The sequence below is a fragment of the Candidatus Hydrogenedentota bacterium genome (assembly GCA_013359265.1).
Lineage (GTDB): Bacteria > Hydrogenedentota > Hydrogenedentia > Hydrogenedentales > SLHB01 > JABWCD01.
Genome location: JABWCD010000011.1, coordinates 152,770 through 168,891, shown reverse-complemented (window position 1 = coordinate 168,891; position 16,122 = coordinate 152,770). Strand labels below are relative to the sequence as shown.

The window sequence follows — 16,122 nt, the reverse complement described above, 5'->3', positions numbered from 1 at the left end:
GGTCCTCCCGGTAACTCCCATAATTCCCGAACCAGCGTACGGGTTGCCTGAAACAAGTCTAGATCGCGGCAATGGAATTAGACGAATTGGCTGACAACGGCGAGACCCGTGGCGACGGAGGTGAAGGTGTCGCGTTCGAGGAGTTTTTCCTGGCCGAAGCGCTGGGCGAGCATGGCGCGCACGGCGGGGATAAGGCTGGTGCCGCCGGTGGTGAGGACGTAGTCGATTTCCGGCGATTTCACCTGCGCCACCTTTTCGGCTTCGTCGATGCTCGCGAACATGTCGTCGAGCGTGGGTTCGATGATGTGGGTGAACTCGTCGCGGTCGAGCCGCTCGCAAATGTTGAGCGCCTCTTTCTGGATTTCGAGCATGGCTTCGAGTTCGTAGGAGAGCAATTTCTTTGCGGCCTCGACTTTCCGCACGAGCGGATATCCGAAGTTTCGCTGAATCAAGCACCGCAGCGATCGGATCGCCTCCGGGTGGGTCGAACTCGCTTCGGTCGCGATCAGCCAGTTGATGGTTTCTTCGGTGTTGAGCTTGTACAGGTTTTGCCAATCGATGATCGCGTTGTACACGTACATCGGCATGGGCAACTGCGAGGGGCCGTACCGCGACCGGCTGCCGAGACAGGGGAACACCTTCGCGCGGATGATTTCCTTGTCGATCGCGTCGCCGGCGATCGGGACACCGGCAACGCCGAGGATTTTGCTTTCCGCGAGGCGTTCGGCGGCGCCGTGGCCGCCGCCGAATTCCATGATGCAGATGTCGCAGGTGCCGCCGCCGATGTCGACGACCATCAACCGTTGGCGGCGGTCGGTCAACACGGCGTATTCGACGCAGGCCGCGACCGGTTCGTAGAAAAACGTTACGTCCTTAAACCCGGCCAAACTTGCGGCGCGGCGGAGCCGGCCTTCTGCGACGTCGTCCTCGCCCGGGGTCATCGAGAAATGTACCGGCCGGCCGAATACCGCCGTCTCGACGGGCGCGCCCGCTTCCGCGTCGACCGCCTCTTTGATCCGGCCCAGGATCATGGCGGTCAGTTCTTCGATCTGGTACTGCGTGCCGAAGACCTCGGTGCCCTTGAAGTCGCGGTACCGGAGACTGCTCTTGATGGATTGGAACAGGCGGCCGGGGGAATTCACCTCGACGGTGGCGTGGGCGCGCAGGGCCTCACGCTTCTGCTCGCGGTCATCGCGAGGACGGTAGCCCTCGGACTTGTCCGGCTCGGAGCCGACGTACCCTTCGATTTCGATGCCGAGATCGACCTGTTTTAGGATGACCTCGCGATCGACGTTGCGCTCGATAAACGCGTTGGCTGCGGACCGGCCGACCAGCACGTCACCCTCGCGCGCCATATATAGGAGGGAGGGCAGGGATCGCGGGCTGTCGTTTTCCGAATCCAATTCAAGCACGCGAACGCCGTTCTCGTCGGCGACCGCAACGCTGGAATTGGTCGTGCCGAAATCAATGCCACAATGTAACTTAGGCATGTGGACGCCAGTCATCCTCACCCGTAACAGCCAATATGACGAATGACGCTACCGGGTCGCCTTCAGGACCTGGCAGCGTCGTACAGACAAAAGGTGAACCACACCCCTCGCGGGCGTGGCTATCTAGGCATACGATATCACAACACGGCTTCACGTGACTACCATTTCCTTTCCTGGGCATTGGTGTGAAACGCCGAAGTAACCACCCAATTACTAGGCCCAGTCTGTTGCACTGCGGGTGACCAAAGAAGACACGCACGACACGAAAGGGGATTTTGCAAAACGAGGGGTAGACTATTGACGCGGTGTTGTGTAAGTGGCTTGGACACAGGAAGATGGGCGCCTTGACGTTTCGGGCGTGTTGCGTTGCGCTTCCAGCGCGCGATGAGCTTGGGCGGGCTGGTTTCCAGGGGCGACTGCCCCTGGCTAGGGTTGCGGTGCGCCTACGGCGCGGAGATGGGTATGTGGTCCCGGAGACTGCACGTTTTTACAATTTCCTCACCAATCGACAGATGTTGCGAGCTACAATTGGGTGTCGCGATGAAGTAGCGTGGGAATCGTTGTGCACCTGTAAGCGGGCATTCGCGGCAGGAGGGAGGACCCGATGCGCGTACCAACCTTTACGAACGTAATGCTTCCGAGCTTGATCATTTGTTTGTCCGCGGTGGGCGCGGACGTTTCGACGACGCCCGAAAATGTTTCGAACGGTACCGCGGTCACGCAGTTCGGGCCGATTACGGACGCCGAGCTTCGGGAGGGACTTTCGGATTCGGAGCTTGCCCGATTGGAAGAACTCATCCCGCACGGCAAAGAGCACAACGCGCGATTCGACCTGACCGAAGACGAACTGAGCCGCGCTACAAGCGCCCAACTGGTCCAACATTACCTGACAAGCCCGATGCCCGTTGCATTCGGATTGTATAGCAAGAGCGAGATCGGCCTTTACCGGGCGTACCGCGAATCGGCAACGTTGACCGAGCTCCTCGAACGAGATGACTTCGTCGATGGCTTCATCGCGTTTTACGCGAATACCAAGAAAGCGATCACCAACCCGGACAGCACGCAGAGAACGTCGGGAGCAATCTCCCTGTCCTTAATGCACGCGGACCATTTGCTCTTGTACGCTCCGCTTTTCAAGCGAACGGCGGGGCATGAGAGGCGCCTGCTTGCGGAGTTGGTCGATCTGTGCCGAACGATTGCCGACCTGAACGCCAAGAACCGCGCGCGGACCGGCGAGGACCTTTACAACAATCCTATCCATTTGTGTCTCCACTTGCTCAAGCGAATCGATCCCGATGGGTTTTCGCGCTGGGACGCCGATGCTGCCTTCATCAAGGACGAACACGCGTTCCTTGAATATGTAGCGCTGCAAGTCAATACGTAGGCATCCCAATCGGAAATGGGGCGCACACGCGGTTTCATGCGTCCCGCTCACCCTTCGTCAGGCGGATAGCCGATCAGTCTAACAAACGGCTAACAGTTGACGAACCGTCATCAAATAACGGGTAAACTAGAGTGGAAAGCCGGAGTTATCTCGAAAACCCATAACCGCTAAATTTAGTATTGACAATTCGAGACACCACAGTATATTGTGTGTTTTACGCCGCAGTGGCTGGTCAATCGGTCGCTGATGACGCTGGGAAGTTGGGGCCGATCCGGCAGGGGTGGCTGGGCTCGGGCGGCTCCTGCAACCTCTTTTCTATGACCATTTGAAAATACGCCTGCGCTAGCTCCGTCTCTACTCGGCGGTTTGGCGTGGGTGGCGGCGGGACGTTTGTCGATTGTACGGGTCGGTCCCCTAGCGGAGGGGCGGACCCGAGACCGTTGCGGAAGGAGGAATTCGGGAGTGATCGAGGCACAGGCGGCACAGACGGTTACCAAGCGGGACGGGCGGACGGTCTCGTTCGATGGGGAGCGCATCCTTCGCGCGATCGAGAAGGCATTCAAGGCGGACCTGTCGCTCGAGCCGAACGACCGGCTCGATGAAGTGACGGCTATTCGTGCTACGGAGATTTCGAATGCCGTGATCGAGGACGCGCTGAACCGCGCGGCGGGCGGGGAAGACCTCGATGTCGAGTCGATTCAGGACTCGGTCGAGCGGCACCTGATGAAGGCGGGCTACTACACGGTTGCGCGCCGGTACATCGTCTATCGCGAAGACCGCAAAAAGGCACGCGCGCTGCGGGGCGACACGACGCTGGGCGGGTTGCCGCAGGCGGAATATCACGTCACCGCGCCGGACGGTTCGCGCGAGCGCCTTCAACCCAACCGCATCCGCCGCAAATTGATCGAGGCGTCGCAGGGGTACGAGGCCCTGGTCGCCGTCGAGCAGATGAATGACGAGGTCATTCAGTCGCTGTACGACGGGATATCGCCGAACGAGATAGCGAAGGCGTGCATTTTCGCGGCGAAGGCGCGGATCGAGCGCGATCCGGCGTACACCTACGTCGCGGCGCGATTGTTGCTCAATGTCATTTATTCGGAAGTATTGCCGTCGGGTGTGGAAGTCGGCTCGGTCGAGGCGGTACACCGTTCGCAATTCAAGCATTATCTCGCCGAGGGCGTGAAGTTGGAACGCCTGAGTCCGGCGCTGCTGGAGTTCGATATCGAGCGCATCGCGGGGGCGCTCGATATCGAACGCGATTTGCAGTTCACGTACATGGGTTTGCAGACGCTGTACGACCGCTATCTCATTCACAACCGCGGGCGGCGCATCGAGACGCCGCAGTATTTCTGGATGCGCGTGGCGATGGGGCTTGCGATCAACGAAGGCGCGCAGAAAGAAGACCGCGCGATCGAATTCTACGAGGTGCTGTCGCGCTTCCTGTTCACATCGAGCACGCCGACGCTGTTCAACAGCGGGACGCTGCATCCGCAACTCAGTTCGTGCTACTTGTCGACGATCGAGGACGATCTCGAGCACATCTTCAAGGTGATTTCCGACGATGCGCGGTTGTCGAAATGGGCCGGCGGCCTCGGGAACGATTGGACCAACGTGCGCGCGACCGGGGGCTATATCAAGGGGACGAACGGGCAGAGCCAGGGCGTGATTCCGTTCCTGAAAGTCGCGAACGACACGGCGGTTGCGGTGAACCAGGGGGGCAAGCGCAAGGGCGCGATGTGCGCGTACATCGAGACGTGGCACCTCGATATCGAGGACTTCCTCGAACTGCGCAAGAACACCGGCGACGAGCGGCGCCGCACGCACGACATGCACACGGCGAACTGGATTCCCGATCTGTTCATGAAGCGCGTTGCCGCGGAATCGCACTGGACGCTGTTCAATCCGTACGAGACGCCGGACTTGCATCACTTGTACGGCGCGGCGTTCGAACAGCGCTACCTCGAATACGAGGCGATGGCCGAGCGCGGGGAAATGCGCCAGCACAAGCGCGTTGAAGCGTTGACGCTGTGGCGCAAGATGCTGTCGATGCTGTTCGAGACGGGGCATCCGTGGATCACGTTCAAGGACCCTTCGAACATTCGTTCGCCGCAGGACCATGCGGGTGTGGTGCATTGCTCGAACCTGTGCACGGAGATTCTGCTGAATACGTCCGCGGACGAGACGGCGGTGTGCAACCTCGGTTCGATCAACCTCGGCGCGCACACGACGGCGAACGGACTGGATGAAGAACTGCTTGCGGGCACTGTGCGCACGGCGGTGCGCATGCTCGACAACGTCATCGACATCAACTACTACCCGACGGCGGAAGCGCGAAACGCGAACCTGAAGCACCGGCCCATCGGCCTCGGCATCATGGGCTTCCAGGACGCGTTGTACCACCAGGACATCAGCTACGCGAGCGAAGCGGCGGTCGAGTTTGCTGACCGCAGCATGGAGATGATCTCGTACTACGCGATCCTCGCGTCGACGGAACTGGCCGCGGAGCGCGGGAAGTATCCGAGCTACGAGGGATCGAAGTGGAGCCGCGGGCTGTTGCCGATAGACACGGTCGCGTTGCTGGCGCGGGAGCGCGGCGGCGACGTAGATGTTGATACCTCCGCGGCGATGGACTGGGCAGTGGTGCGCGCGGCCATTGCGAAGAACGGCATGCGCAACAGCAACACAATGGCGATCGCGCCGACGGCGACGATCTCGAACATCACCGGCGTGACGCAGTCAATCGAGCCGATGTACCGTCACCTTTTCGCGAAGTCGAACCTCAGCGGCGAGTTCACATGGGTGAATACGTATTTGGTGAACGACCTGAAAACGCTCGGTTTGTGGGACGCGGAAATGGTCGAGGACCTGAAGTATTTCGACGGGAGCCTGTCGGAAATCGAGCGCGTGCCGGAGCACATCAAACAGAAATACGTGACGGCGTTCGAGATGGATTCGATGTGGCTGGTCGAGTGTGCGAGCCGGCGGCAGAAGTGGATCGACATGGGCCAGTCGCTGAACCTCTACCTGGCGACGCCGAGCGGCAAGAAATTGAACGAGATGTATTTGCTGGCGTGGCGCAAGGGCCTGAAAACGACGTACTACCTGCGCAGCCTCGGCGCGACACAGGTGGAGAAGTCGACGCTGGACATAAACAAGCGCGGCATTCAGCCCCGTTGGATGAAGAGCAAGTCGGCGTCGTCGAATATTGCCGTGCAGCGGGACGACAACGATGCGCCCGCGCAGGCGTCCGCGCCGAAGGTGTGCAGCATTTTGGATCCGGATTGCGAGGCGTGCCAATAAGGGGCCGGACCGCGGATCGCACGGATCGCGCGGATCGGTACGAAGATGGAAAAGCAGTTGACGGCAGTACAACGGATTGTTGTGGCGACGTGTGTTCTGGTTATTGTGGCGACGTTGCCGGGTTGTCCGCTGGCGAACGGGTTCTTCGTTCGGATCGAGAACAAGGCGGCGGACATCGCAGTGACGGTTGTGAAGCTGCGCGATTTTGACGCGCAGGAGAACGTCGGCGGGAACGTCTTGTTGATACCGGTACAGCCGGGGCATACGCAGTTGAATTTTGTGTCGATGGACAGGGTCGGGAGCGCGGACGCGGTGAAAGTGCGGGTCGAAGGGACCAACCCGCAGCAGCCGATCGGGTTCGCGGTGACGCGCGTGATCGACGGCGGGTTCGAAGCGGGAAAGACCGTGGTCGTTACGGTGGAAGGAAGTCCGACGCAGAGTGTGGATATTGAGATCGAGCCGTCGTAGCAATAATTCGAGTACGAGTACGACGACGAGCAGGAGCACGAGCACGGGGTCTCGTGAAACTTGTAAAGCGGTTTAGCGCAAGGAGAACATTGACGATGTCAGCATGTTGTACAGCGACAGGGATGGCGCCGCAGCCCTACGATTTGACGAAGCGGATCAACGCCGAGGACAAGCGTCTGCTGAACTGCAAGCAGGTGGACGTGAACCAGCTCATGCCGCTGAAGTATCACTGGGCGTGGGAGCATTACCTGAACGGCTGCAACAACAACTGGCTGCCGAGCGAAGTGCCGATGCAGCGGGACATCGAGTTGTGGAAGTCAGACGCGTTGAGCGACGCCGAGCGCCAAGTGATTATGCGCAACCTCGGGTTCTTCAGCACGGGCGAGAGCCTGGTGGGGAACAACATCGTGCTGGCCATCTTCAAGCACATCACGAACCCCGAGGCGCGGCAGTATCTCCTGCGGCAGGCATTCGAGGAGGCCGTGCACACCCACACGTTCCATTACATCGTCGAATCGCTCGGCCTGGACGAGCGCGAAGTGTTCAACATGTACCACGAAGTGGACTCGATCGAGGGCAAGGACCAGTTCGTGATGAAACTGACGGCGGACGTGCTGCGCGACGGGTTTTCGACGGAAACGACGGAGGGCATCCAGCAGTTTTTGAAGAACCTCGTCGGGTTCTATGTGATCATGGAGGGGATCTTTTTTTACAGCGGGTTCGTGATGATCCTTTCGTTCCTCCGGCAGAACCGCATGACGGGCATCGGCGAGCAGTTCCAGTACATCCTGCGGGACGAGACGATTCACCTGAACTTCGGCGTCGATCTCATCAACACGATCAAGGAAGAGAATCCGGGCGTTTGGACGCCGCAGTTGCAGGAAGAAATCTGCGAGATGATCCGCGAAGCTGTGGGATACGAAATTAAATATGCGGAGGATTGCCTGCCGAAAGGTATTTTGGGCTTGAATGCGAACCTGTTCCGCGAGTATGTTCAACACATCGCCGATCGCCGGCTTGAGCGGATCGGGTTACGTGCGATTTACGGATCGCGCAATCCGTTCCCGTGGATGAGCGAGACGATCGACCTGAGCAAAGAGAAGAATTTCTTCGAGACGCGCGTGACGGAGTACCAGACGGCGGCGAGTCTCGAATGGTAGAGATTCCGGAAATCGCGTAGGAGGCGAGGACGGATATGGGGCCCCGGCGGCGACGCCGGGGCCTTTCGTTCTTTCGGGTTTTCTAAAGCGGTCCAGGCTTGGGTGCTTCGCTCCGGAGAGCAGTCTACATCTGACAAGAGAACGAAAAGCGTGATATGGCGATACACTCTGCTTTGACGCGCTCTAATTGGGGTCACGAATTCTGAAGGCCTCGGCGCTCTGTCCAAACACGGACGGAACCTCCAGCGAAGAAACCCTGGTTTTGAATCCTCGGCCTGTTGGCAGCGAATCGGAGACATTCCAACGCAATTTGCCGTCGTTCGGGGTTGATTCCCTTATGGTGGCCACAAACTCTCCGTTGCGATAGAGATCGATCTTCACTCGATCGCCGAGATTTCCGACAGCGTTCCAACGGATACTCGTCCGAAATCCCTGAAACACGTCGCCTCCGCTGGGTCTCTTCACGTTGATGGAGGCCTCGACCGTCACGTTGAAGGTGCAGGTTGAATCGGGCGAGTTGGGAGAGGCATCCGACGCAGTGGTTGTGACTGTCGTCGTGCCAATTGGGAAGAGCGAACCGGACGGCGGGTCGGACACGACCATTACGCCGGCGCAGTTGTCGGTTAAAATCGGTGGCACGAATTCGACCACGGCGCCGGCGACGCCCACGTCGTTCAAAGTCACGATGTCAGCCGGGCACTCGAGAACGGGCGCCTCTGTGTCACGTACGGTGACCGTGAAATTGCACGTTGACGTATTTCCGGTCACATCGGTCGCCGTAGCGGTAACAGTCGTTGTGCCGATGGGAAAACTGCTTCCCGATTCGAAATCTGTCGTCACGATTGCGCCGGGGCAGTTGTCGGTAACTATCGGGGGACCGAAATCTACAATCGCGCTACACTCGCCGGGATCGGTGGACTTTGTGATATTTGCGGAGCAGATTATCGTCGGCGGCTGGGTATCGTTGACCGTAACCGTGAACGAGCAACTTGCCGTATTTCCGGCGTCATCGGTGCCAACGGCTGTCACCGTTGTCGTGCCGACGGGGAAGGTGCTGCCGGAGGCAGGCGATGTAGTCAAAAAGAGGAAGCCCGGGCAGTTGTCCGATATCGACGGTGCCGGATAATTCACGATCGCACCGCATGCGTTTGGAGCGCTCGATGTGGTTATGTTTGCGGGGCACGCAATGGTTGGCGGCTGCGTGTCCACAACGGTAATGTCGAAGGAACATTGGGCCCCGGTACCAGTGGTACACGTCACCGTCGTTGTCCCGACGGGAAAAAACGAGCCCGAGGCGGGAGAGCAGGTAACACCGCGGCAAGCCGCGGTAATCAACGGCGATGGGTACGTGACAACCGCACCGCACTGATTAAGATCGTTGGAACGCACAATATCATCTGGGCAGCGCAGGAGGCACAGGTTGATTCCATCTGGATCAATAGGGGTTCGTAGGCTCGAGTCGGAAGTAACGGCTGCTACCGCAAGGATTGACGGCAATACGATCCACACATTTCGCTTGACGTTCATCGAAGCACCCTCCGCGCCGAGCGCGGCCCGCAACGCCGCGTAACGCGAGTACCCCTGCGATATTCAAAGGTTCCAGGATGTGACCGAAAATACGCAACTCGATAATAACGCGCATTTCGCGTTATTGCAAGAGGCGAAATGCAGTCGACCGGCCTCACGACTTCATTTCCCATCGTTCGGATGTTCGCGTCGCCGTCCGAGTTGAACTATGTGCGCCGAGCGACCCGAGGCGATTTGCAGGGGCCTTCAGCATATCCATACGAGTGCAGCGCGATGGACGCAGGACATGCAAGATCATTTCGCTGAGTGCGTGGCGGCGGCGTGCTCGAGAGGCAGGAGTTCCGGAAATCGCGTAGGAGGCGAGGACGGATATGGGGCCCCGGCGTCGCCGCCGGGGCCTTCTGCGTTTATGAACGCACAATACCGCATGCGAAGCGGAGCTTCCGGCGCGCGTGCGTTCCCAAGCAGGGAGCTTGGGAACGAGTTGATGACGCCACGTGCTCCTGCTTCGTCATCGTACTCGATCTTTTCGAGTATCGAGTGCGAGTACGATGACGAGGCAGGAGCACGAGCACGAAACAGGCGATGTGCTCAAACTGGAATTGCTCCAGGTTGGCACCGCGGTATGACGGTTACCTTGCTTTAGGCTTCACGGCGGAAATGACCGAACGCAGGAGTTTGTTCACCGATTCCGCGTTCTTGAAGACCGCGGCGACATCCGGTTCGAGGACTACCGCGATTGTCCCCGATTCCATTTTCTTTGCGAAACGATTCGATTTGGATTTCGAATAGTCGAATCGATACTCGTCACGCATTTCCGCGGACGCGGGCTTCTTCTTACGAGCGGTGTTCTTCATAGTCCAATCGTTCCCTTTTTGTCGTCTTCCGCGCGCTCACGATTCTGACCCTGTCGCCGCGAGCGGCGAAGCAAACAAGGAGTAGGCGGCGCCGACTCGAGTAGCCGACGATGATCTCGCGGTGCTCGTTTGCCGAATGGTCGAGATCGTCGTGAATCCGCGCCAATCCGTCCGAGAAAACCGTCAGGGACTCCTCGAAACGCACTCCATGTTTTGATTCGTTCGAGTCTGCCTTGTCCGGGTCCCATTCGAATCGCAATGCCACGGTAGCGGGACCCTCCAACCATCCATACAGCGATTCTGCGCTTCCAATCGCGACCATCGTAGTCGATCGAAAGCCAATAACCAAGCGTATTTCGGAGTCGATTCGATGGTCGCCCAGGCGGCACAGGAGTGCAACGCCGTGGGCTAGGAAGTGAAAGGCCGATTCGCCGACTTCGTGGCGGCGGCAAGGACAACCTACGAGGAGATTGACGCTACGGCGTATGGAGACGTTGGCGGGGCGGTGACGGAGTTGGTGATGAGGTGCAAGACGCCGAGCGGCACGGTCAGTTTCATATTTCCGATAACCGTCAGCGTTGTTGCAGGTATGACCTGAGAGCCTTGTTCACTGCGTCGGAATCGGGGAATTGATCGCGGAGATCCGGGTCCAGCATGACTGCGCCATCCTGCAGCGTGAAATGTAGTTCTTCAACGACACCGCTTTCTTTGGCGATCCGGACGCGATGTCCTTCCCGGTACGCGCGATAATGTTTACCGCGAACGCCGTTGGAGAAGTCGTACTCCTCCTGCATGTCGTCTTTGCTCTCGTCAGAATTGTTCATTTTCATAGTACCTGCGTTCGGCATTCGTTGCCATGCGGCAGCCAATAATCCGAATGTGATCCTGTCGTTCAGTATACCAGACAACCAAGAGCCGTTCCCTATCCGAAATCCCTATGTCCAGCCAGCGTTCTTCGCCGCTGGAGTGGCCGAAATCCGGTATTGTGAGCGCGAACTTGTCGTTAAACACCGATTTCGCTTCGTCGAATCCAACGCCGTGCTTCAGCACGTTTGACCGCGCCTTTACCTCGTCCCATTCGAAGACCAGTTCAGACATTGCCACTCCTTGCGGCGTTCCGCGCCAACGAGTTACGAGCGTGGAACATTGCGTGCCATGCGGCAACTAATGCGTAAATATCCGTCAAAAAAGTGCAACGCCGTGGGCTAGGAAGTGAAAGGCCGATTCGCCGAATTCGTGGCGGCGGCAAGGACAACCTACGAGGAGATTGACGCTATGGCGTATGGAGATGTCGGCGGTGCAGTGACGGAGTTGGTGGTTACGTGCAGGACGCCCGCGAGCGGCGCCGTGAACATTGCCGCGGGCGACGCGGTGAAGTTGACGGGCGCGTACACGGTGGACAACGCGACGGCGGACGAAGACGCCGTGTTCGGCCAGGCGCTGGCGGACGCGGATGCAAACAACGTGGCGATTCCCGTGAAGGTGCGGGGCATCTGCGTGTTCAGCTACGCGGGCACGGCGCCGACGGTGGACGGCGTGAAGGGCATTGTCGCGTCGGCGACGGACGGAAAGGTGAAGACGCCGGCGAGCGGCAACGGCCAGGGCGTGAACGTGAAGGTGGATACCGGCGCGGCGCAGGTGCACGGGTCTGTCGTGCGCAAAGCAATTGCTGGATGGACGTAATGAACTCAATGGACTTGATGGACAGCATTGACGCGGTGAATCCGGGTTTTAGATTGCGGTGCACTCTGAATTGTCGACGAGCGGCACTGCGAAGAAGGCGTCGTGAATTCTCGACGGACCCGAGACCCGTCAGACCCGACAGACCCGAGACCCGGAACCGAAGACAACGAACAAAACAATAAACAGGAGTCAATTTCCATGACATACGGAGATCACATGGTTAAGGCGCGCGTCGCGTTCTTGAGTCAGGAACCCGATCGGCTGCGGGCGGTGAAGGGCCGCACGCTGTACGAAACGCTGGGTTCGCTGGGGTTGACGCATGCGCAGTACTTCCGCGCGCTGGGCACGAATGTGTCGGACTATTGCGCGCAGGAGTTTGGAATCGACCTGCACAAGATCACGGTCGATCGGTTTTTTCAAAGCGATCCAAACGCGAAGTGGCTGTTTCCCGACATGGTGCGCGAGGCGGTCGTCGCGGGGTTGAAGCGGCGTCCGGCGTATCCGGAGCTGATCATCCGCGACGAACCGATCGCTAGCACGGCGTTTGACGTGCCGTACGTGGAGGAGACCGCGGCGGAAGAGGAGCTGCGCACCGTCGCGGAAGGCGCGGCGATCCCGGAATCGGAGATCGTCTACGGCGACCGCATCGTTCGGTTGGACAAGAAAGGCCGCGGGATCATCGCGTCGTACGAGGTGATCCGGCGCATGTCCGTGGACATGTTGCGCGTGCACTTGCAGCGCATCGGCGAGCGGCTCGGCCGCAACCTGGACGCGCGGCTGGCGACCGTGCTGGTGAGCGGGGATTCGTCCGGCGCGGGCACGGCGGCGACGACGGTGAACACGGCCTCCGCGGGCACATGGACCTACGCGGACATCGTGAAGGGATACATGACGCTGACGCTCGACCATTACTTCACGCCGACACACATGCTCGCGAACTCGGCACTGGCGCAGACGATTCTCAACCTCGCGGAGTTCAAGGACGCGGCGTTGTTCGATTTCGCGAAGACCGGTAATCCGGTGACGCCGCTTGGCGTGAAACTGATTCCGATGGTCGATCAACCCGCGAACAAGCTGACGATTCTCGATTCGGGCTACGCCGTCGAGAAGTTGACGGAACAGGACGTGCTCGTCGAGAACGAAAAGCTGATCAACCAGCAGTGGGACCGCACGTACCTTACCGTTGTGACGGACTTTGCGGTCATCTATCAGAAGGCGCGCGTGGTCGTCCAGAGCGACTGGACGTAGCGGGCGCTGCGGCGGGGGCGCGCTCGGGCGCCTCCGCCGCCGAGATTTCCAGATTTTCGGCACCTATCCGTGCTCGTGCCCGTATGTCGTCACCTGACGTGCGAGAGCACGAGCACGGCAATGGAGCGAAAAGAATTCCTCTAAGGAGTAAACAATGCCGAACTTCGCTACAGAATCCGACGTGCGCTTGCGGTTTCAGTTGAACGACGCGGCACTCGTGCCCGCGGATTTGATTGAGGCGTGCATCGACGACGCGCACAGAGAGATTGAGCGGTTTCTCGATCCGGAGGTGGACGCCGACCCGCCCGACCAGGAACTGGTAACAGGCGAGACGCTGCTTGCGGGCGCGTACCTGTACCGCGCGCTGGCGGCGAAGGACGCGTTTTGCCAGCGCAACGTGACCATTGGCGGGCAGCGCATCGAGGAGGGCGAGCGGTTCCGCGCGCTGATGGCTATCGCGGCGCTAACCGAGAAACAGGCGTGGTTCGTGCTGGAACCGTATCTCGCGGCGCAACCCGTGCGGCTCGTCGTGGAATGCACCGAATCGGCTCCAGTGCTGGGAGACGCGTAACAATGGCCGTGACGCTGGGCGCAATCATCTTCGACCCCGATTCGACGGCCGTGCGCGAAACGCACGACGAAGTCGGCGGACGGCGCGAACGTGTTATCGAGATTTCCGGAATCGTCGCGGGCGTATCGGACGCGACCGCGATACACGACGCACTGGACACCATCCTGAATGCGGCGTCGGTCGACGATTACGGCGCGGAGCTGTCGGTGCGACCGGGCCGGCGGATGTTCGTGCGGCGGTCGGAATTTGTCCGGAACGTGGCCGCGCGTCCGCTGACCGGGGCGTTTGTATTGAAGCTGGCCGCGCGCGATCCGTTCGAGGAGTCGACCGCGCTGCACAGCGTCGCATGGCCGATCACGGCGTCGGGCGCGACACTCGAGTTGACGACTGCGGGCAACGCGCCCGCGCGTCCAGTCATTCGGCTTACCGCAACGGACACGATAGTAAACCCGGCATTCTCCGACGGCACGCGCATTTTGTCGTACAGCGGAACGCTCTCCGCGGGCGATGAACTCGTCTTCGATGGCGCATCCGCATCGGCAACTTTGAACGGCGGCGATGTATTGCCGTACGTCTCCGGCGAATTCCCTGAATTGAGTCCGGGGGGAACAACGCTGACGTACTCGGACGACGCAACCAGCACGCACAACGCCAGCGTGACGGTCGAATACCGCGATCGGTGGTGGTAGCGCGATGACGTACCGATTAGAGATTCTCGACACTTTTGGGCGCCGCATCGCGTCGTTCGACGACGTGCCGCTTGTCGAGGCGGTCCGCCGCTCGCCCGATCAGCGCGACAGCGTGCGCGGAATTCTGTCGGCACGCTTCGGCAATCTCAGTCCGGGGTACCGAATCAAGGTCTTTGTCGAGGGCCGGTTGTTTTGCGATGTCCGCGTGACGGAGGTTGTCCCGCGTTGGAGCGACACGCGAAAACTGATCCTCGACCGGTACGTGCGGTTTCACGAGGCCGTCGAGTTTCTCGCGGAAAGCGAAACCGCCGCGGGCAATTCGATTGTGTCGCGCGCGTACGCGAACCAAAGCATCAGCGCGATCGTGAAGGACGCGATCAACCGCGCGTTGGGATCGATTCATTACACCGTGGCGCACAGCGCGTATCCGCAGGGCGCGGAGCGGGAGTACTTGAAATTTCTCGCGCGTAAGACGCCGGAGAACGAACTGCAGATCGGCGGCATCGCGACCGGTCAATGGGTTGGAGGCGTGCGCGTGGACACGAGCGCGGCATATGCGAAAGACGGCGACACGATCGCCGGGATCGTCGTGGACGGCGCGGCGTGGCCGGACCTGCGCATGCTGATGATCGATTGCGAAGAGTCGTCGCGCAACAGCCACGCGATTACGCGGCACCCGGAGGTTGCCGATTGGACGAACGCGCAGTACGACGCGAGCGGGTACAAGCTGCGGGCGGACGCCGCCACGGCGTCGCTGCAATCGCTCATCGATACGCACGGCATCGACTACATCGAGTTGAATCCGCACAAAAACGCGCTGGGCGAGTACGACGATCGCGTGGATGCATTCGGGCGATACATTGGCATGGTGTACGGCAACGGGCAGTGTTTCAACGCGGCGCAAGTCGAATTGGGCCATGCGGACGTGTACCTGTACCAAGATGGCCTTTACCACGACCCAGACATGGCGTTAAAGGATTTCTATTCGTATCGCGGTACGTCCGCCGATTCGATTGAGGACGCGCCGACAGCGTTGATCGCGTTGGACACATCGGTCGGCATACTCGAGGCGCTGACGGCGCTGGCATATGCGGCGGGCGGCTACGTGTGGTCGGTCGACGAAGAAATGGCGGTGCAGTTCTACAAGGCCGTGCGGCCGGCGCGGGTGTGGTACTTCGACCCCGTGCGCATCGGCGTGGCCTACGGCGCCAATCGGACGGAACTTGCGAACGCCATCTATTTCGACGGCAACCCCGTTTCCGGCGCCGTGAGCAAGACCTACGCGCGCGGTGAGAGCATCGACGAGTATGGCTTCGCCGCGCGGTCGCTCGAGTACTTCGGCATCTCGCGCGAGGAGGACGCGGACAAGCTGGCGGCCGGGCTGCTGGACGACCTGTCGTACCCCGAGCGCGTGGGCAGTGTCGAATTCTTTCACGGCAACGCGGAGGTGGCGGCCGGCGATCTAATCGAGGTGCGCGGCGGGCCGTTGCAGCGGAGCGATCGCGAACTGGAACACGAGTTCGGCGGCCGTTTCGCGGGAAAGTTGATCGCCCGCGTGAGGGAAGTTGTGCACCGGTTCTCCGGAGCGCACGTTTCGACGCGCGTCGAGCTCACGTCGCCGCTGCGCAGCGTGGCGGCGCCGCTGAGCTTCATGGTGCGCAGCCAGCCGATCGGTTCCGCGGTATTTCAGTTCCGGCTCGACGACGCAGGCGTCGCGCTCGACGGCGTACATCACTTGGACTAGG

General features: G+C 60.1%; 16 protein-coding genes. 10 read left to right on the top strand and 6 right to left on the bottom strand.

The window, feature by feature from the left end; all coding sequences use genetic code 11:
- Positions 1 to 77: 77 nt before the first annotated feature.
- Positions 78 to 1,490 carry an Hsp70 family protein gene (locus tag HUU46_12105; protein NUM54381.1) on the bottom strand — a complete coding sequence of 471 codons (1,413 nt, stop codon included), beginning with the start codon at positions 1,488 to 1,490 and terminating at the stop codon, positions 78 to 80.
- Positions 1,491 to 2,094: 604 nt separating this feature from the next.
- Here HUU46_12105 and HUU46_12100 point away from each other — a divergent pair.
- The 4 genes from HUU46_12100 (at position 2,095) to HUU46_12085 (ending at position 7,802) form a co-directional block, all read left to right on the top strand.
- Positions 2,095 to 2,874 (top strand): hypothetical protein, encoded by a 780-nt coding sequence (locus tag HUU46_12100; GenBank protein NUM54380.1) that lies wholly within the window; start codon positions 2,095 to 2,097, stop codon positions 2,872 to 2,874.
- Between the two features lie 396 nt (positions 2,875 to 3,270).
- Complete coding sequence (locus HUU46_12095; GenBank protein ID NUM54379.1) at positions 3,271 to 6,174, top strand: ribonucleoside-diphosphate reductase subunit alpha; 2,904 nt, start codon at positions 3,271 to 3,273, stop codon at positions 6,172 to 6,174.
- 45 nt (positions 6,175 to 6,219) lie between these two features.
- On the top strand, positions 6,220 to 6,642 hold the full coding sequence (locus HUU46_12090; protein ID NUM54378.1) for a hypothetical protein: 423 nt from the start codon (positions 6,220 to 6,222) through the stop codon (positions 6,640 to 6,642).
- A gap of 122 nt (positions 6,643 to 6,764) precedes the next feature.
- Positions 6,765 to 7,802 (top strand): ribonucleotide-diphosphate reductase subunit beta, encoded by a 1,038-nt coding sequence (locus HUU46_12085; protein ID NUM54377.1) that lies wholly within the window; start codon positions 6,765 to 6,767, stop codon positions 7,800 to 7,802.
- Between the two features lie 183 nt (positions 7,803 to 7,985).
- On the opposite strand, the gene HUU46_12080 is transcribed toward HUU46_12085, so the two are convergent.
- The 3 genes from HUU46_12080 to HUU46_12070 all read right to left on the bottom strand — a co-directional run bounded on the left by HUU46_12080 (position 7,986) and on the right by HUU46_12070 (position 10,451).
- Positions 7,986 to 9,191: an HYR domain-containing protein gene (locus HUU46_12080; GenBank protein NUM54376.1), complete on the bottom strand. Its 1,206-nt coding sequence runs from the start codon at positions 9,189 to 9,191 to the stop codon at positions 7,986 to 7,988.
- Positions 9,192 to 9,961: 770 nt separating this feature from the next.
- On the bottom strand, positions 9,962 to 10,186 hold the full coding sequence (locus HUU46_12075) for a hypothetical protein (protein ID NUM54375.1): 225 nt from the start codon (positions 10,184 to 10,186) through the stop codon (positions 9,962 to 9,964).
- The gene (locus tag HUU46_12070) at positions 10,167 to 10,451 is read right to left on the bottom strand and encodes a BrnT family toxin (GenBank protein NUM54374.1); all 285 of its coding nucleotides are present in this window, start codon (positions 10,449 to 10,451) and stop codon (positions 10,167 to 10,169) included. Before HUU46_12070 ends, HUU46_12075 begins: the two co-directional genes overlap by 20 nt.
- A gap of 150 nt (positions 10,452 to 10,601) precedes the next feature.
- Between HUU46_12070 and HUU46_12065 the strand changes: the two genes are divergently transcribed.
- The gene (locus HUU46_12065; GenBank protein ID NUM54373.1) at positions 10,602 to 10,784 is read left to right on the top strand and encodes a hypothetical protein; all 183 of its coding nucleotides are present in this window, start codon (positions 10,602 to 10,604) and stop codon (positions 10,782 to 10,784) included.
- Here the strand turns inward: HUU46_12065 and HUU46_12060 are convergent.
- Complete coding sequence (locus tag HUU46_12060; GenBank protein ID NUM54372.1) at positions 10,759 to 10,980, bottom strand: hypothetical protein; 222 nt, start codon at positions 10,978 to 10,980, stop codon at positions 10,759 to 10,761. The two genes, HUU46_12065 and HUU46_12060, sit on opposite strands and share 26 nt — an antisense overlap.
- A gap of 16 nt (positions 10,981 to 10,996) precedes the next feature.
- The gene (locus tag HUU46_12055; protein ID NUM54371.1) at positions 10,997 to 11,284 is read right to left on the bottom strand and encodes a BrnT family toxin; all 288 of its coding nucleotides are present in this window, start codon (positions 11,282 to 11,284) and stop codon (positions 10,997 to 10,999) included.
- A gap of 177 nt (positions 11,285 to 11,461) precedes the next feature.
- On the opposite strand from HUU46_12055, the gene HUU46_12050 reads away from it, so the two are divergent.
- The 5 genes from HUU46_12050 (at position 11,462) to HUU46_12030 (ending at position 16,121) form a co-directional block, all read left to right on the top strand.
- The gene (locus HUU46_12050) at positions 11,462 to 11,869 is read left to right on the top strand and encodes a hypothetical protein (GenBank protein ID NUM54370.1); all 408 of its coding nucleotides are present in this window, start codon (positions 11,462 to 11,464) and stop codon (positions 11,867 to 11,869) included.
- A gap of 198 nt (positions 11,870 to 12,067) precedes the next feature.
- Positions 12,068 to 13,117 (top strand): phage major capsid protein, encoded by a 1,050-nt coding sequence (locus HUU46_12045; protein NUM54369.1) that lies wholly within the window; start codon positions 12,068 to 12,070, stop codon positions 13,115 to 13,117.
- A gap of 154 nt (positions 13,118 to 13,271) precedes the next feature.
- The gene (locus tag HUU46_12040) at positions 13,272 to 13,688 is read left to right on the top strand and encodes a hypothetical protein (GenBank protein NUM54368.1); all 417 of its coding nucleotides are present in this window, start codon (positions 13,272 to 13,274) and stop codon (positions 13,686 to 13,688) included.
- 2 nt (positions 13,689 to 13,690) lie between these two features.
- Positions 13,691 to 14,377 (top strand): phage tail family protein, encoded by a 687-nt coding sequence (locus HUU46_12035; GenBank protein ID NUM54367.1) that lies wholly within the window; start codon positions 13,691 to 13,693, stop codon positions 14,375 to 14,377.
- 4 nt (positions 14,378 to 14,381) lie between these two features.
- Positions 14,382 to 16,121 carry a hypothetical protein gene (locus tag HUU46_12030; protein ID NUM54366.1) on the top strand — a complete coding sequence of 580 codons (1,740 nt, stop codon included), beginning with the start codon at positions 14,382 to 14,384 and terminating at the stop codon, positions 16,119 to 16,121.
- Position 16,122: the final 1 nt, after the last annotated feature.